General features: G+C 65.2%; 20 protein-coding genes. 16 read left to right on the plus strand and 4 right to left on the minus strand.

Going from position 1 to position 25975, the window contains the following annotated elements; all coding sequences use genetic code 11:
- The first annotated feature begins 141 nt into the window (after nt 1-141).
- From gcvA to FJW05_RS04510, 8 genes are all read left to right on the plus strand, one after another.
- Complete coding sequence (gene gcvA, locus FJW05_RS04465; RefSeq protein WP_140628363.1) at nt 142-1116, plus strand: transcriptional regulator GcvA; 975 nt, start codon at nt 142-144, stop codon at nt 1114-1116.
- Between the two features lie 189 nt (nt 1117-1305).
- Nucleotides 1306-2610, plus strand: coding sequence for a nicotinate phosphoribosyltransferase (gene pncB / locus FJW05_RS04470; protein WP_140628366.1), 1305 nt, complete (start codon nt 1306-1308; stop codon nt 2608-2610).
- Between the two features lie 193 nt (nt 2611-2803).
- Nucleotides 2804-4243: a hypothetical protein gene (locus FJW05_RS04480; RefSeq protein WP_140628370.1), complete on the plus strand. Its 1440-nt coding sequence runs from the start codon at nt 2804-2806 to the stop codon at nt 4241-4243.
- A 152-nt stretch (nt 4244-4395) separates the two neighbouring features.
- Nucleotides 4396-5700: an ABC transporter substrate-binding protein gene (locus FJW05_RS04485; RefSeq protein ID WP_140628373.1), complete on the plus strand. Its 1305-nt coding sequence runs from the start codon at nt 4396-4398 to the stop codon at nt 5698-5700.
- Nucleotides 5701-5960: 260 nt separating this feature from the next.
- Complete coding sequence (locus FJW05_RS04495; RefSeq protein WP_140628376.1) at nt 5961-6842, plus strand: branched-chain amino acid ABC transporter permease; 882 nt, start codon at nt 5961-5963, stop codon at nt 6840-6842.
- The gene (locus FJW05_RS04500; protein ID WP_140628379.1) at nt 6839-7801 is read left to right on the plus strand and encodes a branched-chain amino acid ABC transporter permease; all 963 of its coding nucleotides are present in this window, start codon (nt 6839-6841) and stop codon (nt 7799-7801) included. The genes FJW05_RS04495 and FJW05_RS04500 overlap by 4 nt, the downstream gene beginning before the upstream one ends.
- On the plus strand, nt 7798-8526 hold the full coding sequence (locus FJW05_RS04505; RefSeq protein WP_140628382.1) for an ABC transporter ATP-binding protein: 729 nt from the start codon (nt 7798-7800) through the stop codon (nt 8524-8526). Before FJW05_RS04500 ends, FJW05_RS04505 begins: the two co-directional genes overlap by 4 nt.
- Nucleotides 8519-9247, plus strand: coding sequence for an ABC transporter ATP-binding protein (locus tag FJW05_RS04510; protein ID WP_140628385.1), 729 nt, complete (start codon nt 8519-8521; stop codon nt 9245-9247). Before FJW05_RS04505 ends, FJW05_RS04510 begins: the two co-directional genes overlap by 8 nt.
- Nucleotides 9248-9485: 238 nt before the next feature.
- Here the strand turns inward: FJW05_RS04510 and FJW05_RS04515 are convergent, their stop codons facing one another.
- Nucleotides 9486-10910 (minus strand): sodium:proton antiporter, encoded by a 1425-nt coding sequence (locus FJW05_RS04515; RefSeq protein ID WP_140628388.1) that lies wholly within the window; start codon nt 10908-10910, stop codon nt 9486-9488.
- Between the two features lie 291 nt (nt 10911-11201).
- Entirely contained in the window at nt 11202-11816 is a 615-nt protein-coding gene (gene pncA, locus FJW05_RS04520; RefSeq protein WP_140628391.1) for a bifunctional nicotinamidase/pyrazinamidase, read from the minus strand.
- A gap of 301 nt (nt 11817-12117) precedes the next feature.
- Between pncA and FJW05_RS04525 the strand changes: the two genes are divergently transcribed.
- The 6 genes from FJW05_RS04525 to FJW05_RS04550 are packed head-to-tail and all read left to right on the plus strand — an operon-like array spanning nt 12118 to nt 19242.
- Nucleotides 12118-12975, plus strand: coding sequence for a xanthine dehydrogenase family protein subunit M (locus FJW05_RS04525; RefSeq protein ID WP_140628394.1), 858 nt, complete (start codon nt 12118-12120; stop codon nt 12973-12975).
- 47 nt (nt 12976-13022) lie between these two features.
- A complete protein-coding gene (locus FJW05_RS04530; protein ID WP_246673209.1) occupies nt 13023-15785 on the plus strand; it encodes a molybdopterin-dependent oxidoreductase in 2763 nt (920 codons plus the stop codon).
- Entirely contained in the window at nt 15782-17323 is a 1542-nt protein-coding gene (locus FJW05_RS04535; RefSeq protein WP_140628399.1) for a 6-hydroxynicotinate reductase, read from the plus strand. Before FJW05_RS04530 ends, FJW05_RS04535 begins: the two co-directional genes overlap by 4 nt.
- The gene (locus FJW05_RS04540; RefSeq protein WP_140628401.1) at nt 17323-18207 is read left to right on the plus strand and encodes a UPF0280 family protein; all 885 of its coding nucleotides are present in this window, start codon (nt 17323-17325) and stop codon (nt 18205-18207) included. Before FJW05_RS04535 ends, FJW05_RS04540 begins: the two co-directional genes overlap by 1 nt.
- Nucleotides 18200-18784: an amino acid synthesis family protein gene (locus FJW05_RS04545; protein ID WP_140628403.1), complete on the plus strand. Its 585-nt coding sequence runs from the start codon at nt 18200-18202 to the stop codon at nt 18782-18784. The genes FJW05_RS04540 and FJW05_RS04545 overlap by 8 nt, the downstream gene beginning before the upstream one ends.
- Nucleotides 18781-19242, plus strand: coding sequence for a MarR family transcriptional regulator (locus FJW05_RS04550; RefSeq protein ID WP_140546466.1), 462 nt, complete (start codon nt 18781-18783; stop codon nt 19240-19242). The genes FJW05_RS04545 and FJW05_RS04550 overlap by 4 nt, the downstream gene beginning before the upstream one ends.
- 288 nt (nt 19243-19530) lie before the next feature.
- On the opposite strand, the gene FJW05_RS04555 is transcribed toward FJW05_RS04550, so the two are convergent.
- Nucleotides 19531-21219, minus strand: a complete 1689-nt coding sequence (locus FJW05_RS04555; RefSeq protein ID WP_140628405.1) for a hydantoinase B/oxoprolinase family protein — start codon at nt 21217-21219, stop codon at nt 19531-19533.
- Between the two features lies 1 nt (nt 21220).
- Nucleotides 21221-23293 carry a hydantoinase/oxoprolinase family protein gene (locus tag FJW05_RS04560; protein WP_140628407.1) on the minus strand — a complete coding sequence of 691 codons (2073 nt, stop codon included), beginning with the start codon at nt 23291-23293 and terminating at the stop codon, nt 21221-21223.
- Between the two features lie 221 nt (nt 23294-23514).
- On the opposite strand from FJW05_RS04560, the gene FJW05_RS04565 reads away from it, so the two are divergent.
- Nucleotides 23515-24342 (plus strand): ferredoxin--NADP reductase, encoded by an 828-nt coding sequence (locus tag FJW05_RS04565; RefSeq protein WP_140628408.1) that lies wholly within the window; start codon nt 23515-23517, stop codon nt 24340-24342.
- 396 nt (nt 24343-24738) lie between these two features.
- Nucleotides 24739-25785 carry a deoxyribose-phosphate aldolase gene (deoC, locus tag FJW05_RS04570; protein WP_140628410.1) on the plus strand — a complete coding sequence of 349 codons (1047 nt, stop codon included), beginning with the start codon at nt 24739-24741 and terminating at the stop codon, nt 25783-25785.
- Nucleotides 25786-25975: the final 190 nt, after the last annotated feature.

The following is a 25975-nucleotide window of genomic DNA, read 5'->3' on the forward strand; positions in this document are numbered from 1 at the left end:
ATCGTTGCCCGCCGCTGCGCTGCGGATTCCACGTCTGTTGAAGCTGTTCCGGACAAAAGTGTCGGGCAGCCGCATTGAAAAATCAATTGATATTGTTAGGGTCTCGGCTGTGAGAAAATCTCACAAACCGGGAGCCTCTCCATGGCCAAGCGCCTGCCGCCGCTGAACCCTCTGCGCGCCTTCGAGGCCACGGCGCGGCACGCCTCGCTGACCAAGGCGGCGGGTGAGCTGAACGTCACGCACGGCGCCGTCAGCCATCAGATCAAGGCGCTGGAGCAGTCGCTGGGTGTGAAGCTCTTCGAACGTACCGGCCAGCGCGTGAAGCTGACGCCGCATGGCGCGGAGTTCCTGCCGGCGGTATCGGCCGCCTTCGACGGCATTGCCGCCGCCACCCAGCGCATGACGCGGCCGGCAAGCGCCGGCGCGCTGTCGGTCTCCTGCGTCCCGGCACTGCTCTTGCTCTGGATGACGCCGCGGCTCGGCTCGTTCACCGCGCAATATCCGGACATCCAGCTCACGCTGATCCCGTCCAACGATCCCAAAGACATCCGCGCCGCGGACATCGACGTCTGCGTGCATTATGGCGACGGCAGCTGGAGCGACTGCTGGATACGCAAGTGGTCCGGCCTGGAGTTGTTTCCGGTGGTCAGTCCGACGCTGATCAACAACCGCCCGATCCGCAGCGTCCGCGACCTCGCCGACCACGTCTTCCTACATGGCGACGATGGCCGTGAATGGCATACCTGGCTGGCCGCCGCCGACGCGCTCGATCTGGAGCGCGGCCGCCGCCACCGTCTGGGCGATGCGCGCATGGCGACGGAGGCCGCCGTTCACGGTCATGGCGTAGCGCTTGGCGATTCCGTCACCGCGCGCGCGTTGCTTGCCAGGGGCATGCTCGTCGCGCCCTTCAGTTTGTCGGTGCCGGCGGTCGACGATTTCTACGTCGTCTGCCGCAACGAGATGCGCTCGGCGCCCATCGTCCAACTCTTCATCGACTGGCTGTTCGCCGAGAAGGAACAGGACGAGGGCCGCGCCGGCGCGCCCGTGGCCGGCCGCGTGCCGAGCCGCAGAAAACGCCCCGCCCTCAAGGTCATAGGCACCAGGACCGCGTCCTGACGACTGGACTTGCATAGCTGCTTTTTGTCGGGCCAGCTTGCAAAGCAGCAAGCGCGTTCGGAAATACGGTGCTAAGAGGCAGTTGCTAAAGCAATTCCGTGCAACGGGGTTCCGTCCGGAATTGATCGAACAAGGATTTGAAGCGTGACGCCCCTGTTCCCGAGCGTTGTGCTTTATGGATAAGCGAGCATGGCAAAGACCGATATAGCGCGGCGCGTCTACAATCACACCTGGAAGCTCGACCCGATCGTCCGCAGCCTGCTGGACACCGATTTCTACAAGCTTCTGATGCTGCAGATGATCTGGGGCATGTATCCCAAGGTCGATGCCACCTTCACGCTGATCAACCGCACCACCTCGGTGCGCCTCGCCGACGAGATCGATGAGCAGGAACTGCGCGACCAGCTCGACCACGCTCGCACCTTGCGTTTTTCCAAGAAGGAGATGATCTGGCTGGGCGGCAACAATTTCTATGGCCGCAAACAGATCTTCGAACCTGAATTTTTGGCCTGGCTGGAAGGTTTCAGGCTGCCCGATTACCAGCTCACCAGGCGCAACGGCCAGTACGAGCTCTCCTTCCCGGGTCCGTGGATGTACACCACGCTCTGGGAGATCCCGGCTTTAGCCATTATCAACGAGCTGCGCTCGCGGGCGGCGATGCGCTCTTTCGGTCCGTTCGCGCTCGACGTGCTCTATGCCCGCGCCAAGGCCAAGATGTGGGCCAAGACCGAGCGGCTGAAGGCGCTGCCCGGCATCCGCATTTCCGACTTCGGCACAAGACGCCGCCATTCCTTCCTGTGGCAGCGCTGGTGCGTCGAGGCGCTGAAGGAAGGCATCGGCGATGCCTTCACCGGCACCTCAAACGTGCTTCTGGCCATGGACAACGACCTCGAGGCTTTGGGCACCAATGCACATGAGCTGCCTATGGTCTTCGCGGCGCTTGCCAATTCCGAGGAGGAGATGCGTGAAGCGCCCTACAAGGTGCTGCAGGACTGGCAGCGCTATTATGGCGGCAATCTCCTGATCGTGCTGCCCGACACTTTCGGCACGGCCGCGTTCCTGCGCGATGCGCCGGACTGGATCGCCGACTGGACCGGCTTCCGGCCGGACAGCGCGCCGCCGATCGAAGGCGGCGAGAAGATCCTCTCCTGGTGGCGCGAGAAGGGCAAGGATCCCAAGCAGAAGCTGCTCATCTTCTCCGACGGCCTGGAGGTCGAGACCATCGAGGAGACCTACAGGCATTTCCGCGGCAAGGTGCGCATGTCCTTCGGCTGGGGCACCAACCTCACCAATGATTTCGAGGGTTGCGCGCCGACCGAAACCAAGAGCCTCGACGCCATCTCGCTCGTCTGCAAGGTCAGTGAGGCCAATGGCCGGCCGGCGGTGAAGCTGTCGGACAACCCCGCCAAGGCGACCGGGGACGAGAAGGAGATCAAGCGGTATCTGAGGATTTTTGGCGAGAAGGGGCGGGTGGAGCAACTGGTGAAGGTGTGAGGGGCTGGCGGTGGGGCTGCCACGCAACACAGCAAAATTGGATAGGCTGAGTTCCTTCGCGCCCCCCTCTGTCCTGCCGGACATCTCCTCCTCTAGGGGGGAGATTGTGCTGTCATCCCCGCTTGCGCCAATCTTCGACGTTGCAGGAGGAGAGCCGGCGCTTGAACCGCCAATCTCCCCCCAAGAGGGGGAGATGCCCGGCAGGGCAGAGGGGGGCGCCGTAGAGTGCCAGCTTTCCAGGTTGGCTTTCTTAGCCGCCGCCCTAGCCGCTCTCCCCACGCCCGCCTTCGCCCATGCCTCCGACCGCGGCCACGTCCTGCTTCTCCCGACCGGCTACTACATCGCAGGTGGCGCTTTTGCCGTGGCCGTCAGCTTCCTCGTCCTGGCGCTGCTTCCACCTGCCGCCCTCGACCGCTTCTGGCGCCGGCGCCTGCCTCTGTTCACCTTCAGCGACACCCCCCGCATTGTCGTCAGCCTGATTTCATTTGCCGGCTTTGCGCTTCTCATCGCCGCTGGCCTCGTCGGCAGCCGCGACCCGCTTTCCAACCCTCTCCCACTCGTGATCTGGACGCTGCTCTGGGCCGGCTTCACCCTGCTGCAAGGCGTGCTCGGCGACCTGTGGTCGTGGCTCAACCCATGGTACGGCCCTTGGCGCGTCGCCTCTCGCGTCTTCGGCCTTCAGGCCGGCGATGCAAAGCCATCGCGCCTGCCGTCAAGGCTCGGCTACTGGCCGGCCTTCGCGCTGTTCTTCGCCTTCGCCTGGTTCGAGCTGATCGATCCGGCGCCCGACGATCCGGCTCGCCTGGCCCTTGCCGCCGGCATCTATTGGTTGGCGAGCTTTGTCGCGATGCTCGTCTTCGGCTACGAGGCTTGGAGCCGGCGGGGCGAATTCCTCACGGTCTTCTTCGCCATGGTTGCCCGCTTCGCGCCTGTCGAACGCAGCGACCGTCGGCTCTCGCTGTGCTGGCCCGGTGCGAAGCTGCTTGCCGCCGACCCGCTGGCGCCAAGCGGCACGGCCTTTCTTCTTCTCGCGCTGTCCTCCGTATCTCTCGACGGCCTGTCGAAAACCTTCTTCTGGCTCAGCCTGTTCGGCGTCAACCCGCTGGAATTTCCCGGCCGCACCGCGCTGATCGGCGTCGGCAGCTTCGGCCTTGTCCTGACTTTCGTCCTGCTGGCAGCGGTATTCGCGTTGGCCGTCTTTCTTGGACAGCGCCTCGCAGGCGATGCGCAGTCGTTCGCAAAAGCCGCCGGCCTCCTGGTTTGGTCGATCGTGCCGATCGCGCTTGCCTATCACATCGCGCATTACCTCACGGCGGTGCTCGTCGACGGTCAGTATGCGCTGGTCGCGCTCTCCGACCCGTTCGCGCTCGGCTGGAACCTGTTCGGCACCGCCAACAGGATGGTCGAGGCCGGCGTCGTCGCCGGCGCCCAGTCGGCCTGGTGGTTTTGGAATGTCCAGGCCGGCATCATCATCGCCGGCCATGTGCTGGCGGTCCTCGTCGCGCATGGCCTTGCCTGGCGTCTCCACGCTCAGCCTTCGCGCGCGGCGCTCAGCCAGCTTCCGCTCACGCTGCTGATGATCGCCTACACGATCTTCGGCCTCTGGCTGCTTGCCACGCCGACGGCGGGATGAGACAAGGGCCGCCGTCATGACGCGAGGGAAGCTAGCTTGCCACGTCGCGGCTTTGGTGATTTAGTTTGTATACATGCAATTTTCCCATCCTTCGGAAGGGGATGGTTTAGCCGCCTTATCGCTGGTCAAGACTGAAAAACAGGGGAACCGACATGGCTGACAAGAACGGATATTTCGACCTCTCCAAGACGACGCTGTCGCGCCGCACCGCGCTGAAGGGTATCGCCGCCGGGGCCGGCCTAGCGCTGGCGCCGGGCTTCGTCCGTTACAGCCAGGCGCAGAGCTCGGCGCCGATCAGAATAGGTTTTCAGTCGCACCGCACCGGCATCGGCGCCGCCTATGGCCGCTGGTACGAGAAGACGAGTGCCGCCGCCGTCAAGGCAATCAACGACGCCGGCGGCATCAGCGGCCGCAAGGTCGAGCTGGTCATCGAGGACGACGGCACCGATCCAGCGCGCGGCGCCGAGGTGGTCAACAAATTTGCCAAGCAGCACAAGACCGACATCGTCTTCGGCACACTGTTCTCGCATGTCGTGATCGGCTCGGCGCCCGCCGCCGGCGAAAACAAGATCCCTTATTTCGTGGTCAGCGAAGGCCATCACGTCGCTTCCACCAAGCTCAACCGCTACGTCTTCCAGCCCGGCATCACCGACGTGAAGAGCCAGATCCAGTCGATGGCGCCGTGGATCGCGGCGAACGCCGGCAAGAAGGTGACGCAGATCTTCCCCGATTTCGCCTTCGGCTACGACCATCGCGACTACCTGCCGCCGGCGCTGAAGGCGCAGGGCGCCGACGTGATCGCTCAGATCGCCATCCCGCCGACTGAGAGCTCCTTCACCAAATACTTCCCGCAGATCCCGGCCGAGACCGAGGTGATCTACCATGTCATGGTCGGCCCTGCCGTGCTGACCTTCGTCAAGGAGCTCGGCGAGTTCTACGGGTCGCAGCGGCCGCAGCTCTTCGGCTTCATCGACTCGCTCGAAGCCGTCGACATCAACAGCCCCGGCCTCGAATTCCTCGACGGCAGCCATTTCTGGGAAGGCTCGCCGCGCTACGCGCAGCCTGATGACTCGGCCGCGCAGAAAGCCTATCGCGCCGCGGTCGGCATCGACGACAATGGCGCCGCCGTTGGCGACCCCAAGGACGTCTCCACCGCCGCCCATATGTTCGGCTGCTGGGAAACGCTCTATGTCGTCAAGAAGGCGATGGAAGACGCCGGCTACAAGGGCCCGGAGGATCGCGCCAAGCTGGTCGAGGCGACCGAGGCGCTGAAGGAATTCGCCGAGGGGCCGGAGCATCCGCAGGGTCCGAAAACCTTCAACGGCAAGATCCACCAGTGCTTCGGCATCCAGAACATCTCCAAGGTCGAGGGCGGCAAGCTCAAGGTCGTCCACAAGACCAAGATCGAGGACGGGCTCTACGAGCCGGAAGGGGATTACACGACGCAGGCGCTGTGAGCTTAGCTGCTCCTGCACACGTGAGCGCCAAGGCACCCCCCTCTGGCCTGCCGGCCATCTCCCCCTCAAGGGGGAAGATCAGCAGTTCGTGCGGCAGCGCTTATCTGGCGACATCGGCGATTGGCGAAGCCTGCGGTGACATCCAATCTCCCCCCTTGCGGGGGAGATGCCCGGTTTACCCTCCGAAGCGGCAGCGCAGCTGCTGCGGAGGATGGGCAGGGCAGAGGGGGGTGCCTCGCGCATCCGTTGGCAAATAGCCCATGCACTTCGGACCCCATCTCCTCCTCGCCGCCCTCGAAGGCCTCGTCACCTCCGCCGTGCTGGCGCTGACGGCGCTTGGCCTGTCGTTGGTGTTCGGCGTCATGCGCGTCGTCAATGTCGCGCATGGCGAGTTCTTCATGCTGGGCGCGGTGCTCGCCTGGGCGGTCTCGACGGCGATTTCCGGCCACCCCGCGATCGGTTTCCTCGCCGCGCTGGTGATCGCGCCCTTGCTGGTCGGGCTGGTCGCGCTGGTTGCCGAACGCCTGGTGCTGCGCCGGCTCCACTACAATCCCGAAGCCACCATCGTCGCCACCATCGGCATGCTCTACATCATCCAGCAACTGGCGCTGACCTTCTACGGTCCCGAGGCGCGCCCTGTGGAGCCGCCTTTCAGCTACCGCATTCTCCTGCCTTGGTTCGGCTATTCCGGCTACAAGCTCTCGGTGGTCGCCGCCTCCGCCATTCTGCTGGTGATCACCTGGCTGGTGCTGACGCGAACGAAGATCGGCCTGATCATGCGGGCAACCCAATATGACCGCGAGACGGCGCAGGCCTTCGGCATCCCGGTCGAGCGCGTCTATGCCGGCGTCTTCGCCGTCGGCGCCATGCTGGCGGCTATCGCCGCGGTGCTGATCGTGCCGATCAGCCAGGCGCACTACCTGATGGGGCAGGACCCGTTGCTGCTCTCCTTCATCGTCGTCATCATCGGCGGCCTGGGGTCGCTGCGCGGCACGGTGGTGGCCGCCATCCTGATCGGCCTTTCCGACGGCATCATTTCGATGTTCTTCTCGCCGACCCTGGCCAAGATCATCGCCACGCTGGTCGTCGCCATGGTGCTGGTGTTCCGGCCGCAAGGTCTGTTCGGGACCACGCCGCGATGAGGGATGCTTCGCCGGCAAAGACCTATGCGCTGCATGTCGGCGTCATCGCGCTGCTGTTCGCGCTGAAATTCGTCCTGCCGGACTACCACCAGGGCCTGTTCACCCGCATCATGGCGCTGGCCGTCTTCGCCATGGGCTACAATCTGCTCTTCGGCTATGTCGGCCTGCTCAGCCTCGGCCACGCCATGTTTTTCTCGGCCGGCCTCTACGGCGCTGGCTTGACCGTCTACCATCTCGGCTGGGGCGTCCCGGAAGCTTTTGTCGCCGGTGTCGCCTGTGGCGCGCTGCTCGCCTTGGTCATCGGCCTGCTGGCGCTGCGCACGTCCGGCGTCGCCTTCATGATCGTCACCATGATGTTCGCCCAGGTCTTCTATCTGCTCATCCTCTATTTCGCCGCCTGGACCGGCGGCGACCAGGGCTTGGTCATCCAGCAGGCGTCGCGGATGATCGCGATCGGCGGCGCGTCCTTCGACCTGACCGACCCGACCGTGCGCTACATGAGCGCGCTGGCGCTGCTCGCGGTCGTGCTCCTCATCACTTTGGCTATCGTCCGCTCCCGCTTCGGCCGCGTGCTGGTCGCCATCCGTGAGAACGAGGAGCGCACCAAGATGCTCGGATACGACACGGTCGCCAACAAGCTCGCCGCGGTCGTCGCCTCCGGCGCCATCTGCGCGGCCTCGGGCGCGGCCTATGCCTTGCTCTTCGGCTATGTCGGCTCGAGCTTCGCTTCCGTGCAATACTCCATCCTGCCGCTGCTCTGGGTGCTGCTCGGTGGGGCCGCGACCACGCTCGGCCCGCTCGTCGGCACGCTGTTCATGTACTATGTCACCGACATCACAAGCGGCTTCACCTCCGCCTATCTGCTGATCGTCGGCGTGGCGCTCATCCTGTTGGTGCTGTTCTTCCCGAAAGGCATTCTGGGCAGCATCCGCGAACGCTGGCTGCGGTGGCTGCCATGATGCCGCTGGTTACAACCAAGGGCCTGTCGCGTCATTTCGGCGGCCTGCGCGCGGTCGACGGCGTCGACTTCGCGCTGATGCCGGGCGAGATACGCGCCATCATCGGCCCGAACGGCGCCGGCAAGACCACCTTCGTCAGCCTGCTCTCAGGCCGCATCCGGCCGTCATCCGGCATGGTTGTCTTCGACGGCGCCGACATCACCGCCATGCCGGCCTACAAGAGGGTTCGCCTCGGCGTCGCCTATACGTTCCAGATCACCAGCGTCTTCGCCAATCTCACGGCCTTCGACAATGTCGCGCTGCCGGTGCAGCGCACGTTGACCGACGGCCGCACGAGGGGCCAGGTGAGAAGCGGCGTGATGGCGGCACTCGAACGGACCGGTCTCGCCGACCGCGCCGGCACGCTTGCCGGGCAGCTTTCCTATGGTCACCAGCGCCTGCTCGAAGTCGCTATGGGCCTGGCGCTGAAGCCGCGTCTGCTGATCCTCGACGAGCCGACACAGGGCCTGGCCGACAGCGAGATCGACAATTTCATCTCTTTGGTGCGCGAGATCGCCAGGGACGCAACGGTGCTTTTGATCGAGCACAACATGCCGGTGGTCATGCAGCTTGCCGACCGCATCACCGTCTTCAATTCGGGAAAGATCCTCGCCGAGGGAACGCCGGAGCAGATCCGCGCCAACACGCAAGTTCAGGATGCCTATCTCGGAGCGACCCATGGCTGACTCCGTTGGAACCAACGGCGGATTGCTCACCATTTCCGGCCTCGATTGCTTCTACGGCGAGGTGCAGGTGCTCTACGGCCTCGACCTCACGCTGAACAAGGGCGAGGTGCTTTGCCTATTCGGCCGCAACGGCGCCGGCAAGACGACGACGCTGAAGGCGATCATGGGTCTGGTTCCGGCGGCTGCCGGCTCCATCAAGCTGGACGGCAAGGAACTGACCGGGCTCGCCGCGCATGACGTGCCCAAGGCCGGCGTCGCCTATGTTCCGCAGGGCAGGCGGCTGTTCGCCGAGATGACGGTGGCGGAAAACATCGAGATCGGCCTGATGGCGCGCGGCAGGGGCAGAGAAACCCGCGAGAGCGTGCTCGATCTCTTCCCGTTGCTCAGGGAGCGGTTGAAGCAGCGTTCCGGCACGCTCTCGGGCGGCGAGCAGCAGATGCTGGCGATGGCCCGCGCGCTCTGCCTCGAGCCGCAGGTGCTATTGCTGGATGAGCCGACCGAAGGGCTGATGCCGTCGATGATCGCCAAAATCCGCGAGACGGTGGCGAAGCTGCGCGAGCTCGGCGTCTCGACCATCCTGGTCGAGCAGCGCGTCGACGCCGTGCTGTCGGTGGCCGACCGCGTCTCGTTCATCGAGAACGGCCGCAACCGCGAGACGGTCGATGTCGAGACACTGCGCGCCGATCCGTCAGCGGTGCGCAGGTATGTGGGCGTCGGGTAAGGCGCCGAATGCGCGTCGGTGCCAAGACTATCGGCGGCTGCGCTGCCCCTCATTGCCCTGCCGGGCATTTCTCGCCGTGAACGGGGAGAAAGAAGCTGGCCGCGACCTCGGCGGTCATACTGCAACGTTGGTGATTGGCGAAATCGGCGATGCCAGGTCCCTTCTCCCCGTTCACGGGGAGAAGATGGCGGCAGCCAGATGAGGGGCAGCGCCGGCGGTGGAAATTGAGTAGCTCAGCTCAACGAAAAAACAAAAACCCCGCAACCAAGAACGTCGGGATCAGCACTGCACCCGACCACGCCATATAGCCGAAGAAGCCGGGCATCTTGAAGCCGCGATGCCGGGCGATGGCAAAGACCATGAAGTTCGGCGCATTGCCGATATAGGTGTTGGCGCCCATGAATACGGCGCCCGCCGAGATCGCGGCCAATGTCGAGGCGGCCTCGGTCATCAAGTGGTTCGCATCGCCGCCGGCGAGCTCGAAGAACACGAGATAGGTCGGCGCATTGTCGAGGAACGACGACAACGCCCCGGTCAGCCAGAAATAGGCGAGGTTGTTCGGCTGGCCGTCGGCGGATGTGACCAGGGCCACCAGCGGCGCCAGCGCGCCGTCATGGCCGGCCCGCAGGATTGCGATCACCGGCACGATGCAGGTGAAGATGCCGGCAAAGAGTTTCGCCACCTCGGCGATTGGCTCCCAGGTGAAGCCGTTCGCCTCGCGGTGGCTCTTGTACGACACCTTGAGGGACAGCAGGGCAAGCGCCAGGATGATGGCGTCGCGCACCAGGTTCTGCAGCTCGAGGCCGACGCCGAGGATCGGGATGCTGACGCCCGGCTTCCAGCTCGCCGAAAGCAGGATCGCGCCGATCACGCCGGCAAGCAGCGGCAGGTTGGCAAGGCCGCGCATGCGCACCCTCGTGTCCGGCGTCGGATCCTTGATCTTCGGCATGCCGCCCTCGCGGCGATGCAGCACGATATCGAGCGCCAGGAAGACGACGAGCACCAGCCCGCCGGTGACCAGCGTCTCTCGCCACAGATTCGCGGTCGTCCAGAAGAAATCGACGCCGCGCAGGAAGCCGACGAACAAAGGCGGGTCGCCGAGCGGGGTCAGCGAGCCGCCGATATTGGAGACCAGGAAGATGAAGAAGATCACCACATGGGCGTTGAACGGCCGGTTGTCGTTGGCGCGCAGCATCGGCCGGATCAGGATCATCGAGGCGCCGGTCGTGCCGATCACCGAGGCAAGCAGGGCGCCGATGAGCAGCAGGCCGGCATTGGTGAGCGGCGTGCCATGGATGTTGCCGGCAAGCAGGATGCCGCCCGAGATGGTGTAGAGCGCGAACAACAGGATGATGAAGGACAGATATTCGGTAAGCAACGTGTGCAGCACCGCTTCGCCTGCCGACGGAAGCCCGAAGGCAATCGTCAGCGGCACCACCGCCAGCATGGCCCATGCACCGGCGATCTTGCCGTAATGATGCTCCCACGCATGAGGGAAAAGCAGCGGTCCGGTCGCGATCGACAACAGCAGGCCGGCAAAAGGCAATCCCCACCACAACGGCATCGCGACGCCCGGCAGCCCGTGAATTTCGGAGGCCAGCGCTTGTGCTGGAAACAGCATCGCGATGGCGAGCGCGGTGAAGTATGGAAAAAGCTCCCTCATCCGGCCGCTCCGCGCGCCTTCTCCTTCTCCCCTTGTGGGAGAAGGTGGATCGGCGCGTAGCGCCGAGACGGATGAGGGGTGTTCCAGCGGAGTGAGGCGTTGGCGTTCCCTGGAACACCCCTCATCCGTCGCGTTCGGCGACACCACCTGGCCCTTCGCTGGCTCAGGGCGTTCGAAGTTCGAAAAGCCAAGCAATTGGCTTTTCGTCCGCTACGCGGACCTCTTCTCACCCCACAAGGGGAGAAGGGGGAGCCCGCAATCTGGCCGAAGGGGCTCTTCTCCACAGGCGGATCAATCCGCCGAATGGTCTTCAAGCGCCACGCCGGCGTCGTGCATCCGCTTCAGCATCGCCTCGACCGAGCCGTTGAGGTCGATGCCGCGGCAGGCGTCGAGCCGCACGGTCGTCCTGAAACCCTGCTTGACCGCGTCGAGCGCCGAGAAGGCGACGCAGAAATCGGTGGCGAGGCCGACGAGGGTGATCGTGTCGATGCCGCGTTCCTTCAGATAGCCTCCGAGGCCGGTCGGCGTCTTATGGTCGTTCTCGAAGAAGGCGGAATAAGAATCGATCGCCGTGCGGAATCCTTTGCGGATCACCAGTTCCGCCTTGGTCCAGGCCAGCCCGGAATGGAAATCGGAGCCGAGGCTTCCCTGGATGCAGTGATCGGGCCACAGCGTCTGCGGCCCATACGGCATCTCGATGCTTTCAAAAGGCTGCCTGCCCGGATGGCTGGAGGCAAAGCTCGAATGCCCGGCCGGGTGCCAGTCCTGTGTCAGGATCACATGCTCCGTTCGCCGGATCAGGTCGTTGACCAAAGGCACGATCTCGTCGCCGCCGGCAACCGCCAGCGCGCCGCCGGGGCAAAAATCATTCTGCAGGTCGATGACGATGAGCGCTTCTTCGGCCATGCGGTCCCTTTCGTTTCGGCCCTCTCGTCTGGCTTGGGGCACCTTTCCAAAAGCCGCTGACGCGACCGGACACGGAACCTTGACCAGATGGCCGGCGGCGTCAACCTCCGGCGCCATAACAATCGCGTTCTGCTCTTCGCAGCGCCAACTCCGGCTTTGACAATTCCGGCCGGCCTGATATCATTTGCATACGAATGAATTTGACCGGTCCGGAGATCGGCAACAAGACCTGAAGCGGCACTTCGGGAGGCCTGGGGGAAGGCCTAAGGTCTGGGAAGCCCAATTGTCTGGAAGGCAGAGCGTGATCCGTTACGCAAAACCCACCACGGTCGACAAAGCGCTCGCTTTGCTTGGCGAGGACCGCTGGCGCATTCTCGCCGGCGGCACGGATTTCTATCCGGCGCAGGGCGCGAAGCCCTTCCGCGACAACGTCCTCGACATCAACGCTCTCGCCGAACTGCGCGGCATCGCCGAGACCGGCGAGCATTGGCGGATCGGCGCGCGCACGACCTGGACCGACATCGTGCGCCAGCCGCTGCCGGCCGCGTTCGATGCGTTGAAATCGGCCGCGCGCGAGGTCGGTTCGGTCCAGATCCAGAATGTCGCCTCGGTGGCCGGCAATCTCTGCAACGCCTCGCCGGCAGCGGACGGCGTGCCGGCTCTTTTGGTCCTCGATGCCGATGTCGAATTGCGGTCGCTGAAAGCCGTCCGCCATCTGCCGCTCGGTGAATTCATCCTCGGCAATCGCCGCACGGCGCTGCGGCCGGGCGAGATGGTCACCGCCATCCGCGTGCCAAAGCGCTCCGCGGTTGGCACCTCCGCCTTCGTCAAGCTCGGCGCCCGGCGCTATCTCGTCATCTCGATCGCCATGGCCGCGGCGCGGTTGGTGGTCGAGAATGGCGTCGTCGCCGATGCGGCGATCGCCGTCGGCGCTTGCTCGGCGGTCGCCCGCCGCCTCGCCGGTGTCGAGGCGGCGTTGCGCGGGCGGCCAGTTACTTCTGCCCTCGCGGATGCGGTGCTGTCCGCGCCGATCGACGAACTGTCGCCGATCGCCGATGTGCGTGGCAGCGCGGAATACCGACAGGATGCCGCGCGCGAGATTGTAGCCCGCGCGGTGCGCGCTGCGATCGGTCACGGCGAAGGCAAGGTGGCCGCATGAGCATGACCCAGTCCGGCGCTGCCAAATCCGGCATGGCTCAATCTGGCATGGCCCGGTCCAGTATGGCCCGCTCCGAGATCGCTTTCGAGGTCAACGGCGCCGCCGTCAACGTGTCGGTGCCGCCGGTCAGGCGTCTCTCGCAGGTCTTGCGCGACGAGTTGCGGCTGACCGGCACCAAGGTCGGCTGCGATGCCGGCGACTGCGGCGCCTGCACGGTGCTGGTCGACGGCAATCCGGTTTGCGCCTGCCTGATGCCGGCGGCCTCCGTAGCCGGCGCCTCCGTCACCACTGTCGAGGGCCTCGCCGATGGCCGGCTGTCCGCCTTGCAGGCGTCGTTCCTGGAACATGGCGCCGCGCAATGCGGCATCTGCACGCCCGGCCTGCTGATGGCGGCCACCGCGCTGCTGGAGCGCAATCCTACGCCGAGCGAGGCCGAGACACAGGATGCGCTGGGCGGCGTCCTCTGCCGCTGCACCGGCTACAGGAAGATCGTCGCCGCGGTGATGCAGGCCTCGCAGCACATGAACAGCGTGGATCTTCGCCTGCCGGAAGCCGGCCATGCCGTCGGTGCCTCGCCGGTCCGGCTCGACGGCGTGCCGAAAGTTACCGGCGACGAAAAATTCGGCGGCGATTCCTTCCCGTCCGACGCACTGGCGGTGCTTGTGGTGCGCTCGCCGCATTATCATGCCCGCTTCAGCTTCGGCGATCTCGATGCCTGGTCAAAAGCGCACCCCGGCATTGCCGGCGTCTTCACGGCGGCGGATATCCCTGGCCGCAACTGTTTCGGCGTCATCGGCCCCTTCGCCGACCAGCCGGCGCTTGCCGACGGTTTTGCGCGCCTGCGCGGCGAGGCCGTGGCGCTTGTGGCCGGCGAGCGCGAAGCGATCCTCGATCTCGACCTGACGGATTTTCCAATCAGCTGGACCGAGCTGCCGCACATGCTGCAGCCGCGCGAGGCGAAGGCCGAAGGCGCGGCACTGATCCATCCGCACCGCCCGGCGAATCTCCTGACCTCCGGCTATGTCGAACGCGGCGATCCCGATGGCGCGCTCGCCGGCGCAGCGGTCAGTGTCTCAGGCGCCATCGAGACCTCCTTTGTCGAGCACGCCTATATCGAGCCGGAAGCCGGCTATGCCTATATGGATGGCGATACGCTGGTCGTCGTCGCCTGCACCCAGGCGCCCTATATGGACCGCGACGACACGGCCAAGGTGCTGGGCCTTGCCGTAGACAAGGTGCGCATCGTGCCGACGGCGACAGGCGGCGGCTTCGGCTCGAAGCTCGATGTCTCGCTGCAGCCTCTCATCGGCCTCGTGGCGATGAAGATCGGGCGGCCGGCGGCACTTGCCTACACGCGCAACGAATCGATGATGTCGACCACCAAGCGCCATCCGGCCGAGATGAAGGCGACCATCGGCGCCGATGCCGAGGGCCGGGTCACCGGCATGGTCTTCGAGGGCGATTTCAACACCGGAGCCTATGCCAGCTGGGGCCCGACGGTCGCCAACCGCGTGCCGGTGCATGCCTCCGGTCCTTACTTCACGCCGAACTACCGGGCGACGGGCTACGCCATCCACACCAATGGCCCGATCGCCGGCGCATTCCGCGGCTTCGGCGTGCCGCAAGCCACCATCATGCAGGAGACGCTCTATGACGAGCTCGCCGCAAAGCTCGGCATGGATCGTCTCGATTTCCGGCTGAAGAACTGCCTTCGTAACGGGTACGAAACGGTCACCGGCCAGCGTCTGGAATCCGGTGTCGGTATCGGCGAATGCCTGGAACAGCTCAAGCCGCACTGGGCGCGTGCGCTGGCGGACGCGGAGGCGTTCAATGCGACCCATGCCGCAAGCAAGCGCGGCGTCGGCGTCGCCTCCTGCTGGTATGGTTGCGGCAACACCTCGTTGCCCAATCCGTCCACCATCAAGGTCGGCATCTCGGCCGCGGGTGACGTCGTCCTGCACCAGGGTGCGGTTGACATCGGCCAAGGCTCCAACACCGTCATCAGCCAGATATGTGCCGACGCGCTCGGCCTGCCGCTGGCCTGTTTCAAGCTGAAGAGCGCCGATACCGCCATCACGCCCGACGCCGGCAAGACATCCGCCTCGCGCCAGACTTTTGTAACGGGCAAGGCGGCGGAGAAGGCCGGCCGCGCATTGCGCGAAAAAATCCTGCGCTTCGCCAATGTCTCGGAACAGGCGTCGATCGCGCTCGACGGCGCCAGCATCTCCATCCGCGAAGGCGATGCCGCGCGGCGCATCGATCTTGCGGCGCTGAAGGCCGATGCCGACGGCTTCGTCTTCGTCGCGGAAGAAACCTACGACCCGCCGACGCTGCCGCTCGATGCCAAGGGCCAAGGCAAGCCCTATGCGGTCTACGGCTATGGCGCGCAGATCGCCGAGCTTGAGGTCGATCTCAAGCTCGGCACCGTGAAGCTAATCAAGATCACCGCCGCGCATGATGTCGGCAAGGCGATCAACCCGGTGCTGGTCGAAGGCCAGATCGAGGGCGGCATCGCGCAAGGCATCGGCATGGCGCTGATGGAGGAATATATCCCCGGCCGCACCGAGAACCTGCACGACTACCTCATCCCGACCATCGGCGACGTGCCGCCAATCGAACATATATTGGTCGAGGTTCCGGATCCGGAAGGACCCTTCGGCGCCAAAGGGTTGGGCGAGCATGTGCTGATCCCGACCGCGCCGGCGATCCTCAATGCCATTCGCCATGCCACAGGCGTCCTGGTCGCCAAGGTGCCGGCGACGCCGAGCCGCATCTTGGCGGCGATCCGCGAGAAGGAGGCGCGCCTATGAGCGAGCTTGCCGAACGTTTCGAGACCCATGACCCCGGCGAGAAGCAGGTGGCGGAAAAGATCCGCTGCGATGCCTGTCCGGTCATGTGCTACATCGCCGACGGCCGCACCGGCGCCTGCGACCGCTACGGCAATGTCGGCGGCCGCATCGTGCGCATGGACCCGCTGACCATCCTCGACCACGCGGCCGAAACCGGCGGCGCGGTCGTGCCCTTCGTCGCCGAGGGCGAGGCGTGGCGCGGCGAGCTGGTCAACACCGGACGCCGCTTCGTCACCGCGATCGGCGCCGGCACCACCTATCCGGATTATAAGCCGGCGCCCTTCATCGTCAGCCAGGAGGTGGAAGGCGTCGATCTCGTTACAATCGTCACCGAAGGCATCTTCTCTTACTGCGGCGTCAAGGTGAAGATCGACACCGACCGCCACATCGGCGACGAGACGGCGACGGTGCGCGCGCAAGGCGAGGCGATCGGCCATGTCACGACGGGCGAATACGGCTCGCAGATGCTGTCGCTCGGCGGTGTCCATCATTTGACCGGCGGCTCTAAGGCCGAAGGTCGCGCCACTTGCGACGCGCTGCTCAATCTGTGCAACCGCAAGCCCGTCGAGCTCACCATCGACGGCGGCGCGACGGTCATCGTCGAAGCCGGCAAGGCGCCGGTCATCGACGGCACGGTCGAGCATCGCATGCGAGTCGGCTGCGGCTCGGCCACCATCGGCATGTTCGCCACGCAATGGCGCGGCCTCGTCGACGAGGTGGTGGTGGTCGACGATCACATCACCGGCGTCGTCTCCGAGCATCAGGCCGGCAAGGTGCTGGGCTGGGAGGATACCGGGATAAAGATCATCGGCCGCCGCTCGACGCCCGGCCGCTACTTCAAGGTATCCGAGCCCGGTCTCGGCTGGGGCGGCACCACGATCTCCGACCCGCTGTCGATCCTCGGCGACTGGAACGCCAAGAAGGGCGCGCGTCCCGGCCTGTCGCTGCTGATGGTGTCGACCACCGGCGAGCAGTTCGCCTATTACGAGCTCGACGACCAGCTGAAGCCGATCCAGAAGCCATTTCCCGAGCGGCTGCAAAAGTCCGTCGGCCTGATCGAGGACAATTGCGAGCCGGCGCTGTGCACGGTGCTGTTCATCGGCGGCGCCGGCGGCTCGCTGCGCGCCGGCGTCACCGAAAACCCGGTAAACCTCACCCGCTCGGTGCAAGGGCTGAAGACCTATGTGACCGTCGGCGGCGCGCCGGTCTATGTCTGGCCGGGCGGCGGCATCACGCTGATGGTCGACGTCACCCGCGTGCCGGAAGGCGCCTTCGGCTATGTGCCGACGCCGGCGCTGGTGGCGCCGATCGAATTCACCATGCGCCGCGACGACTATGTCCGGCTCGGCGGCTATGAGAACGAGATCCGCAGCATCGAGGACATCCTCGCCAAGGGCGGCGAGTATCTCAACCCGCGCCGGGGCACCGGCGCGCCGGCCGATAACCCCTGGCCGCCATTGGCGCAGTTGCGGCGCGCCGTGGCGAACGGGGCCGGGTGATGAACGGCCCGCAGGCGCATTGGCTTGCCGACGGCAGGCGGCTCCATCTCAACCATGGGCCGATCGACCTCATCGTCGAGGCGTTTGGTACCGCCGATGAATGCCGCGCCGCTTACGAACAGGCTGTCGCCCGCTTTCAGACGATCCTGATCGAGGTGGTCGAGGAACTGCCCGAATTGCGCTTGCCGGCCTTCTTCCTGGCGCCGCGCGACTTCGCCGGCCCGACCGCGCGCCGCATGGAGGCTGCCGTCATGCCGTTGGCGGAATGCTTCATCACGCCGATGGCCGCCGTTGCCGGTTCGGTAGCCGACGAAGTTCTCAGCGCAATGCTCGCCGGTCGCCGGCTCGATCGCGCTTACGTCAACAATGGCGGCGACTGCGCTCTCCATCTTGGCATCGGCCAGACGATGACGGTGGCGATCGCCGGTACCGGGAATGGCATGGCCGACCGCGTCGCCATTCGCGCCGAGGACGACGTGCACGGCGTTGCCACCAGCGGCTGGCGCGGCCGGTCGTTTTCACTGGGCATAGCCGACGCCGTCACGGTGCTGGCGCCGACCGGCGCGGAGGCCGACGCGGCGGCAACGCTGATTGCCAACGCCGTCGATCTGCCTGGACATCCTGCCATTGCACGCGTTGCGGCGCGCGAGCTGGCGCCGGACAGCGATCTCGGCGAGATGCTGGTGACGCAAAGCGTCGGCGCGCTTGATGCCGCCGAAATTGCGCGCGCGCTGGACAACGGCCTTGCCGTCGCCGAGGATTTTCGCCGGCGCGGCCTGATCGCCGCATCGGCGCTGTTTCTGGCGGGCGAGGCCCGCATCAGCGGCTCGGTGACGCTCGCCGCGCCCAACAAACATAAAGCGAAGGAAATTGCCCATGCCTGACTTTCCGATCCGCAAGGTCGCGGTCTTGACCGAGGAGATTTTTCACGACGGCGGACCCGTGGCGAAAGAGCCGCGCCTGCGCGCGGCGGCTCTCGCCGTGGTCAAGAATCCCTTCGCCGGCCGCTATGTCGAGGACCTGCAGGGTGCGATGGAAGACCTGAAGCCTTTAGGACTTCTGCTCTCCGACAGGCTGATCGCGGCGCTCGGCGGCGACGTGAAGAAGATCGACGGCTACGGCAAGGGCGCCATCGTTGGCTCGGCCGGCGAGTTGGAACACGGCGCGCTGTGGCATGTGCCGGGCGGCTATGCCATGCGCGAGCGCCTCGGCGACGCCAAGGCCATCGTGCCGTCGGCCAAGAAGGTCGGCGCCTTCGGGTCAAGGCTCGACGTGCCGCTCGGCCACATCAACGCCGCCTATGTGCGCAGCCATTTCGACGCCATGGAGGTCGGCATCAGCGACGGCCCGCGTCCGGACGAGATCCTGTTTTGCCTCGCCATGACCTGCGGTCCGCGCGTCCACAACCGCATGGGCGGCCTGGCTGCCGAGGCTATCAAGGCATGGGACGGCTTGAGATGAGCGGCGAGGACAATCTGCTGCGGCTGGTCGAGGCCGAGGACGGCGACGAGAACAACTATCACCTGCAGGACCAGGTCGGCTTCATCCTGCGCAAGGCGCATCAGCGCCATGTCTCGATCTTTGCCTCGCACATCGGCGACCTGACGCCGCCGCAATTCGCGGCTTTGGCCAAGCTTCACGATATCGGCGAAACCTCGCAGAACCAGCTGGGAACGCTGATCGCCATGGACGCCGCAACCGTGAAGGGCGTCATCGACCGGCTGAAGGCGCGAGGCCTTGTCGAAGTCTCCAAGCACGAGGTCGACAAAAGGCGGCTGCTGGTCAATCTGACGCCGAAAGGCCGCGAGGCGATCGAGCGGCTGATCCCGCTGGCCCGCGCTATCACCGAGGAAACGCTGGCGCCGCTGACGGCCAAGGAAACCGCGACGTTCCTGCGGCTGCTGGCGAAGCTGGCGTGAGCTCCAAGGGCTCGATTGACCGAGCCCTCCCAACTTCGTCATTCCAGGGCGGAGCAGGAGCGAAGCTCCGTCGCGAAGACCCTGGAATCCATGCCGTGACCTCAGCCGAAGAAAGCAGCGGAGCAGAATTCTGCACCGTGAGCGGCACTCCTGCGTAACGGATTCTATGGTCTGCGCGCGTCGCTTCGCTCCTTGCCACGCCATAGAATGACGAAGCGATACGCATTGCGGCCCATCTCCAAACCGCCGGACCCGATGGCGCAAGCATGAGTCGCCACGCCCGTCCGCCTACACGTCCACTCCGAACATTTCCCTGGCCTGCTCAGCCGTATAGTAACCAAGCCTGACATCCTCGGCCACCTGCTTCGCGTCGCGCTCGCGCGGATCGCCGTAACCGCCGCCGCCCGGCGTGCCGACGCGCACGCGGTCGCCGGCCTTGAGCGCGATGTCCTGTTCTTTGGAAAGATGCGGCGGCACATGCGCTTCGCCGTTGCGGAACACGGTCACGCTGTTCGGCGCGCCGTCCTTGCCGCCGAGCGCGCCTTGCGGCCCGAAACGGCCGTGATCCATGACGAAGGACGCGCGCGCTTCGCCGCGCAATATCTCGACTTCATAGGCAAGCCCGAAGCCGCCGCGATGTCTTCCCGCGCCGCCGGAGCCTTCGCGCAGCGCGTAATGCCGGTAGAGCACCGGAAACGCCTGCTCCATGATCTCGACCGGCGGCGATTTCGAAATGCCGATGGTCGAGCAGCCATTGCTCAACCCGTCATGGCCGGCATTGCCGCCATAACCGCCGCCCGAGATCTGATACATGACATAGTCGCGGCCCCGTGCCGGATCGTTGCCGCCGAGCGCAAAATTGCCGCTGGAGCCGGCGGGCGCCGCCGTCACCTTTTCCGGCAGCGCCTGCACCATCGCGGCGAAAACGGCCTCAGCGATGCGCTGCGAAACCTCCGCCGCGCAGCCCGAGACCGGGCGCGGATATTTGGCGTCGAGGAACGTGCCTTCCGGCCGCTTGACGTTCAGCGGCTCGAAAGCGCCGGCGCTGATCGGTACCTCCGGAAAGATATGGCGCATGGCCAGATAGATCGACGACAAGGTCGTCGCCAGCACGCTGTTCATCGGCCCGGCGCAGGGTTTCGATGAGCCGGCAAAGTCGAAGGTCAGCATGTCGCCCTCTTTCTCGACGGCGAGATTGATGGTCAGCGGCTCGTTCACCACCCCGTCGGAATCAACGAAGGCCTGCGAGCGGTAGATGCCGTCCGGGATCACGGCGATCGAGGCGCGCATTTGCTCGGCGGCGCGGCGGCGCAGTTCCGCGATCGCCTCGACGACGGTTTCGTCACTGTAACGATCGAGGATTTCGTTCAGTCTGTCCTGGCCGATCAGCAGCGCGGCGGCCTGCGCGCGGATGTCCCCGATGCGCTGGTCGGCAACGCGGATGTTGGAACAGATGATGGCGTAGATCTCGGGATCGAGCGCGCCCTTCTTGAACAGTTTCACCGGCGGCAGCCGCAGGCCCTCTTGCTCAACCGCGGTGGCCGAGGCCGAGAAGCCGCCCGGCACCGAGCCGCCTATATCCGGCCAGTGGCCGGTGTTGGAAAGCCAGCAGAAGATCTTGCCGCCGCGATAGACCGGCATGACGAAGCGCACATCCATCAGATGCGTGCCGCCGAGATAGGGATCGTTGACGATGTAGATGTCGCCGGGCTCCGGCGCCAGGCATCGTCCGTTGGCGATCATCTCGATCACCGTCCTGGTCGAGTATTGCATGACGCCGACGAAGACCGGCAAGCCCTGGCTGCCCTGCGCGATCAGCGACCCATCGACGGCCGAATAGATGCCGTCCGAGCGGTCATTGGCCTCGGCGATGACCGGCGAGAAGGCCGCGCGCGAGAAGGTCAGGTCCATCTCGTCGCAGACCTGCTGCAGCGCCGCCTGCAGCACCGAAAGCGTGATCGTGTCGAGCTTTGCCATCTCAGGCCTCGCCGATGTCGATGATGATGTTGCCGTCCGCATCCGAGCGCGCCCGGTCGCCGGGTTCGAGCACGGTCGTGGCATCCATCTGCTCGAGAATCGCCGGCCCCTCAATTGTTGCGTCGAGCGGCAGCTTTTCGCGCGCATAGACCGGGGTGTCGTGCCAGCGCCCGTTATACCAGACCGGCCGGATCTCGCGCTGCGCCTCCTCGAGCGTGGCCGCGCGTCCCGCCGGGTCGATCAGCCGCGACAGGTCGATCTGCGGCCGCACGCCGGTGACCGAGGTGTTGAGGTTGACGAGGTTGGCGCGGATCTCCGGCAACTCGACCTTGAAGCGGGCGAAATAGGCTTTTTCGAACAGAAGCTGCAGTGTTTCTCGTGAAACCGACGAGGAGGGCAGCGGCACGTTGATGATGTGCGTCTGGCCGACGAACTGCATGTCGGCCGAATGCGTGACGCGGATCGCGTCCGGCTTCACCGCTTCCTTCGCGATCAGCGCCTCGCCTTCGTTACGGTGCCGTTCCAACACCTCGCGAAGCGCGGTTTCGTCGAGGCCGCCAACCGGCTGGTTGATTGTGTTGACGAAGTCATGCCGCAGGTCGGCAACGACGCAGCCGAGCGCATTGGTGATGCCCGGGCGCGCCGGCACCAGCACCGTGGGCAAGCCGAGCTCGCGGGCGAGCGCCGTCGCATGCAAGGGCCCGGCGCCGCCGAAGGCGAACAGCGCGAAATCGCGAGGATCGTGGCCGCGCGACACCGATACCATGCGGATGGCGCCCGCCATCTTCATGTTGCCGAGCCTCAAGACGGCACCCGCCGCTTCGACGCCGGAGAGCCCTGTGCGCTTGCCGATCTTGTCTTCGAAAATACCGGTGACGCGCTCGACCGTGACCGGATTGTCGACGGCGAGCAATTTCTTCGGCGCAAGGCGGCCGAGCACCAGATTGGCGTCGGTGATGGTCGGCTCGATACCGCCGCGCCCATAACAGATCGGGCCTGGGTTTGCGCCGGCGCTTTCCGGGCCGATCTGGATCAGCCCGGCCGCATCGACGCGCGCGATCGAGCCGCCGCCGGCGCCGACGGTGTGCACCGCCACCATCGGCACATGGATCGGCATCGCATATTCGATCTCGATCTCGTTGGAGACGGCCGGCTCGGCGTTGCGGATCAGCGCCACGTCGGTCGAGGTGCCGCCCATGTCGTAGGTGACGAGATTGCCGAAGCCGGCGCGCTTTCCCGTATAGGCGGCGGCGATCACCCCCGACGCCGGGCCGGACATCACGGTCTTTGCCGATTCCTGCGTGACGAAGCGGGCCGAGATCATGCCGCCATTGCCGTTCATGATCAGGAAGTCGCGCGCATAACCTTTCGCGGCAAGCTCCTTGCGCAGCCGCTCGACATAGCGTTCCAGGATCGGCTGCACTGAGGCGTTGACCGCCGCGGTGACGCCGCGCTCGAACTCGCGCGCTTCCGAAAGCAGCGCATGGCCGGTGGTGATGTGTCCGTTCGGCCAGAGCTCCGCCGCGATCTCGGCGGCCCGCCGCTCATGCGAGGGGTTGGCATAGGAATGCAGGAAATGGATGACCAGCGACTCGCAACCGGCATCGAGCAGCGTCTTCACCGCATCGCGCATCTCGGCTTCGTCGAGTTGAATGCGCACGGCGCCCGACGCCTCGACCCGCTCCGACACTTCCAGCCGAAGGTCGCGGGGAATGACGGGGACAAAAGTGCCCGTCATCCCATAGGCCTGCGGCCTTGTGCGGCGGCCAAGCTCGATCACGTCGCGAAAGCCGCGCGTGGTGATCATGCCGGTCCGCGCAAGGCGACGTTCCAGCACGGCGTTGGTGGTGGTCGTCGTGCCGTGCACGATGAGATCGATGCCGTCGATCGGAAAGCCGGTGGCGCCAAGGGCCGCGACCACGCCGAAGGCCTGGTTTTCCACTGTGGTCGGAGTCTTGGCGATATGGACCTTGCCGCCCGCCTTGCCGTCGATCAAAAGCAGGTCGGTGAAGGTTCCGCCGACATCGATGCCGGCAACGACGCTTCCCGCCGACGCCGAAAATTTCTCATTCATTGCCGAAACCCGAAATGCCAGGACTACGGATATGCCTCGGTTTGGAAAGGCGTTTTACGCCGCCATCTTGACCTGAAGATCATTTGTATACTAATAAATTATCGACACAAGAGCTTACCGCTTGACAGTGTGCAGGGAGCACGCCGGAACCTGACCGTTCGGGCGCGCACGAGAAGGCTTGGCGCCGGAAGGTTCCGTCTGGGCCGGAAAGTTGGGTTGGAATGAATACGACATCCGCGTTGAACGTCGCCGGCGCAAAGCCGCTGCAGTTCCCGATCCCGGCCAATGTCTATGCCGAGACCGTGGTGTCGGTGAAGCATTATACCGATCGGCTGTTCTCCTTCCGCATCACCCGGCCGCAGTCGTTGCGCTTCCGTTCCGGCGAGTTCGTCATGATCGGCCTGCCCAATGCCGAGAAGCCGATCTTCCGCGCCTATTCGGTCGCGAGCCCCGCCTGGGACGACGAGCTCGAATTCTTCTCGATCAAGGTGCCTGACGGTCCGCTGACCTCCGAGCTGCAGAAGATCGAGGTCGGCGATACCGTCATCATGCGCCAGAAGTCGACCGGCACGCTGGTGCTCGACGCGCTGACGCCTGCCAAGCGCGTGGTCATGATCTCGACCGGCACCGGCATCGCGCCCTTCGCCAGCCTGCTGCGCGACCCCGACACCTATGAAAAGTTCGACGAAGTCATCCTCACCCACACCTGCCGCGACAATGCCGAGCTCATCTACGGCCAGGAGCTGGTGGCGGCGCTCGAAAGCGATCCGCTGATCGGCGAGCTGACCGGCGGCCGCGTCACGCTCTACAATTCGACGACGCGCGAAGAGTCGGCGCGCATGGGCCGCATCACCGCGCTGATCGGCTCGGGCAAGTTCTACTCCGACCTGGGCATCGACAAGCTCAACCCTGAGACCGACCGCATCATGATCTGCGGCTCGATGCATATGCTGAAGGACGTCAAGGAGCTCGCCGAGAGCCTCGGCTTCCAGGAAGGTTCCTTGAGCCATCCGGCCAGCTTCGTCGTCGAGCGCGCCTTCGTCGGCTGAGGCGCGCCGCCGGCCAGCTCTGTTGGAGGCGTCTGAAATTAGCGACGACATTCGCGCTTCGTCATTCTAGGGCGGAGCAAGGAGCGGAGCGACGGGCGCAGACCCTAGAATCCATGCCGTTGCGCTAAGGCGTTGCGGCGGTTACAGAATTCTGCACCGTTGCACTCTGCGGCAGAGGTCACGGCATGGATACTCGGGTCAAGCCCGAGTATGACGAAGGGATGGGCGTTGCGGCCAATCTCAACGCAGGGGCGCCTACTCAGGATGATGTTTTGACCATACAGTCAAAAATCAACTGCTTTGGCCGCCTTTTTCCGCTATCACCCGCTGAAAGACTCGTGAAGGACAACTTCACGGGCTATCTTCGGCTGAGGTAGCTGAGTGAAAGGGCAGGAGATGAGCACGATCCGCGAGGCCGGCGCAGGCGCGCCCAAGGTGATGCCGCTGCCGGCGCGCGCCGCCGCCAACACGCCGCTGCCGCTGGAGCACGGCATTGCCCGCAATCCCGGCATGAAGCTCGATCTCGGTTTTCTGGAATCAGTGCGCAGCGTCAACCGCTCGGCGCTGGAGCGTCGCGTCGCCACGCTCACCAAGCGCCGCTCGATCAAGGCCGACAACCAGGCCGCCTGGCTCTTGCGCGCCATTGCCTGCATGGACCTCACCACGCTCAACTCCAACGACACCGACGAGCGCGTGCGCCGGCTTTGCGCCAAGGCGATCAACCCGCTGCGCCGCGATATCGTCGAGGGCCTCGGCATATCAGGCGAGGCGATCCGTCCGGCGGCGGTCTGCGTCTATCATCCCTTCGTCGCCACCGCAGTTGACGCCGTGCGCGGCACCGGCATCCATGTCGCTGCCGTTTCCACCGCCTTTCCGCACGGGCTTGCGCCGCTTTCGACTCGCCTGCAGGAGATCGAAGCATCGGTGAAGGACGACGCCGACGAGATCGACGTCGTCATTCCGCGCGGCCTGGTCTATGGCGCCAAATGGCGCGAGCTGTTCAACGAGATCGTCGCCATGCGCGCCGCCTGCGGCGATGCGCATCTCAAGGTCATTCTTGGCACCGGCGACCTCGCCACTTTGCGCAACGTCATGCTGGCCTCCATGGTGGCGATGATGGCGGGCGCCGATTTCATCAAGACGTCGACCGGCAAGGAAAGCGTCAACGCCACGCTGCCCGTAGGGCTTGCCATGGTGCGTGCCATCCGCGCCTATTTCGAGGAGACCGGCTATCTCATCGGCTTCAAGCCGGCCGGCGGCATTTCCACCGCCAAGGTTTCCCTCGATTGGCTGGTGCTGATGAAGGAGGAGCTCGGCCGGCCCTGGCTCGAGCCGGACCTGTTCCGCTTCGGCGCCTCCAGCCTGCTCACCGACATCGAGCGCCAGCTCGAACATCATTTGACCGGCCACTATTCGGCCAACCACCGCCACGCGATGGCGTGAGGCGAGTGAAGGCCTTGAACGCCGAGTTCCTTCGCGCCCCCCTCTGTCCTGCCGGACATCTCCCCCACGGGTGGGGAGATTGGCCGTCATCGAGGATTTCGCCAATCACCTACTTTGCAGACCGGGCGCCGACGGCCGCGAAGGCCAATCTCCCCCCTTGTGGGGGAGATGTCCGGCAGGACAGAGGGGG

Source organism: Mesorhizobium sp. B2-9-1 (assembly GCF_006439455.1).
Taxonomy (GTDB): domain Bacteria; phylum Pseudomonadota; class Alphaproteobacteria; order Rhizobiales; family Rhizobiaceae; genus Mesorhizobium.

Excerpts from the sequence above, each read along its gene's own strand:
- FJW05_RS04565 (WP_140628408.1), top strand. The coding sequence starts at position 23,515 with ATGAATACGACATCCGCGTTGAACGTCGCCGGCGCAAAGCCGCTGCAG.
- FJW05_RS04500 (WP_140628379.1), top strand. The coding sequence starts at position 6,839 with ATGAGGGATGCTTCGCCGGCAAAGACCTATGCGCTGCATGTCGGCGTC.
- FJW05_RS04540 (WP_140628401.1), top strand. The coding sequence starts at position 17,323 with ATGAACGGCCCGCAGGCGCATTGGCTTGCCGACGGCAGGCGGCTCCAT.
- pncB (WP_140628366.1), top strand. The coding sequence starts at position 1,306 with ATGGCAAAGACCGATATAGCGCGGCGCGTCTACAATCACACCTGGAAG.
- FJW05_RS04510 (WP_140628385.1), top strand. The coding sequence starts at position 8,519 with ATGGCTGACTCCGTTGGAACCAACGGCGGATTGCTCACCATTTCCGGC.
- deoC (WP_140628410.1), top strand. The coding sequence starts at position 24,739 with ATGAGCACGATCCGCGAGGCCGGCGCAGGCGCGCCCAAGGTGATGCCG.
- FJW05_RS04530 (WP_246673209.1), top strand. The coding sequence starts at position 13,023 with ATGGCCCGGTCCAGTATGGCCCGCTCCGAGATCGCTTTCGAGGTCAAC.
- gcvA (WP_140628363.1), top strand. The coding sequence starts at position 142 with ATGGCCAAGCGCCTGCCGCCGCTGAACCCTCTGCGCGCCTTCGAGGCC.
- FJW05_RS04495 (WP_140628376.1), top strand. The coding sequence starts at position 5,961 with ATGCACTTCGGACCCCATCTCCTCCTCGCCGCCCTCGAAGGCCTCGTC.
- FJW05_RS04480 (WP_140628370.1), top strand. The coding sequence starts at position 2,804 with ATGCCCGGCAGGGCAGAGGGGGGCGCCGTAGAGTGCCAGCTTTCCAGG.
- FJW05_RS04560 (WP_140628407.1), bottom strand. The coding sequence starts at position 23,293 with ATGAATGAGAAATTTTCGGCGTCGGCGGGAAGCGTCGTTGCCGGCATC.
- FJW05_RS04550 (WP_140546466.1), top strand. The coding sequence starts at position 18,781 with ATGAGCGGCGAGGACAATCTGCTGCGGCTGGTCGAGGCCGAGGACGGC.
- FJW05_RS04555 (WP_140628405.1), bottom strand. The coding sequence starts at position 21,219 with ATGGCAAAGCTCGACACGATCACGCTTTCGGTGCTGCAGGCGGCGCTG.
- FJW05_RS04515 (WP_140628388.1), bottom strand. The coding sequence starts at position 10,910 with ATGAGGGAGCTTTTTCCATACTTCACCGCGCTCGCCATCGCGATGCTG.
- FJW05_RS04505 (WP_140628382.1), top strand. The coding sequence starts at position 7,798 with ATGATGCCGCTGGTTACAACCAAGGGCCTGTCGCGTCATTTCGGCGGC.
- FJW05_RS04485 (WP_140628373.1), top strand. The coding sequence starts at position 4,396 with ATGGCTGACAAGAACGGATATTTCGACCTCTCCAAGACGACGCTGTCG.
- FJW05_RS04535 (WP_140628399.1), top strand. The coding sequence starts at position 15,782 with ATGAGCGAGCTTGCCGAACGTTTCGAGACCCATGACCCCGGCGAGAAG.
- pncA (WP_140628391.1), bottom strand. The coding sequence starts at position 11,816 with ATGGCCGAAGAAGCGCTCATCGTCATCGACCTGCAGAATGATTTTTGC.
- FJW05_RS04545 (WP_140628403.1), top strand. The coding sequence starts at position 18,200 with ATGCCTGACTTTCCGATCCGCAAGGTCGCGGTCTTGACCGAGGAGATT.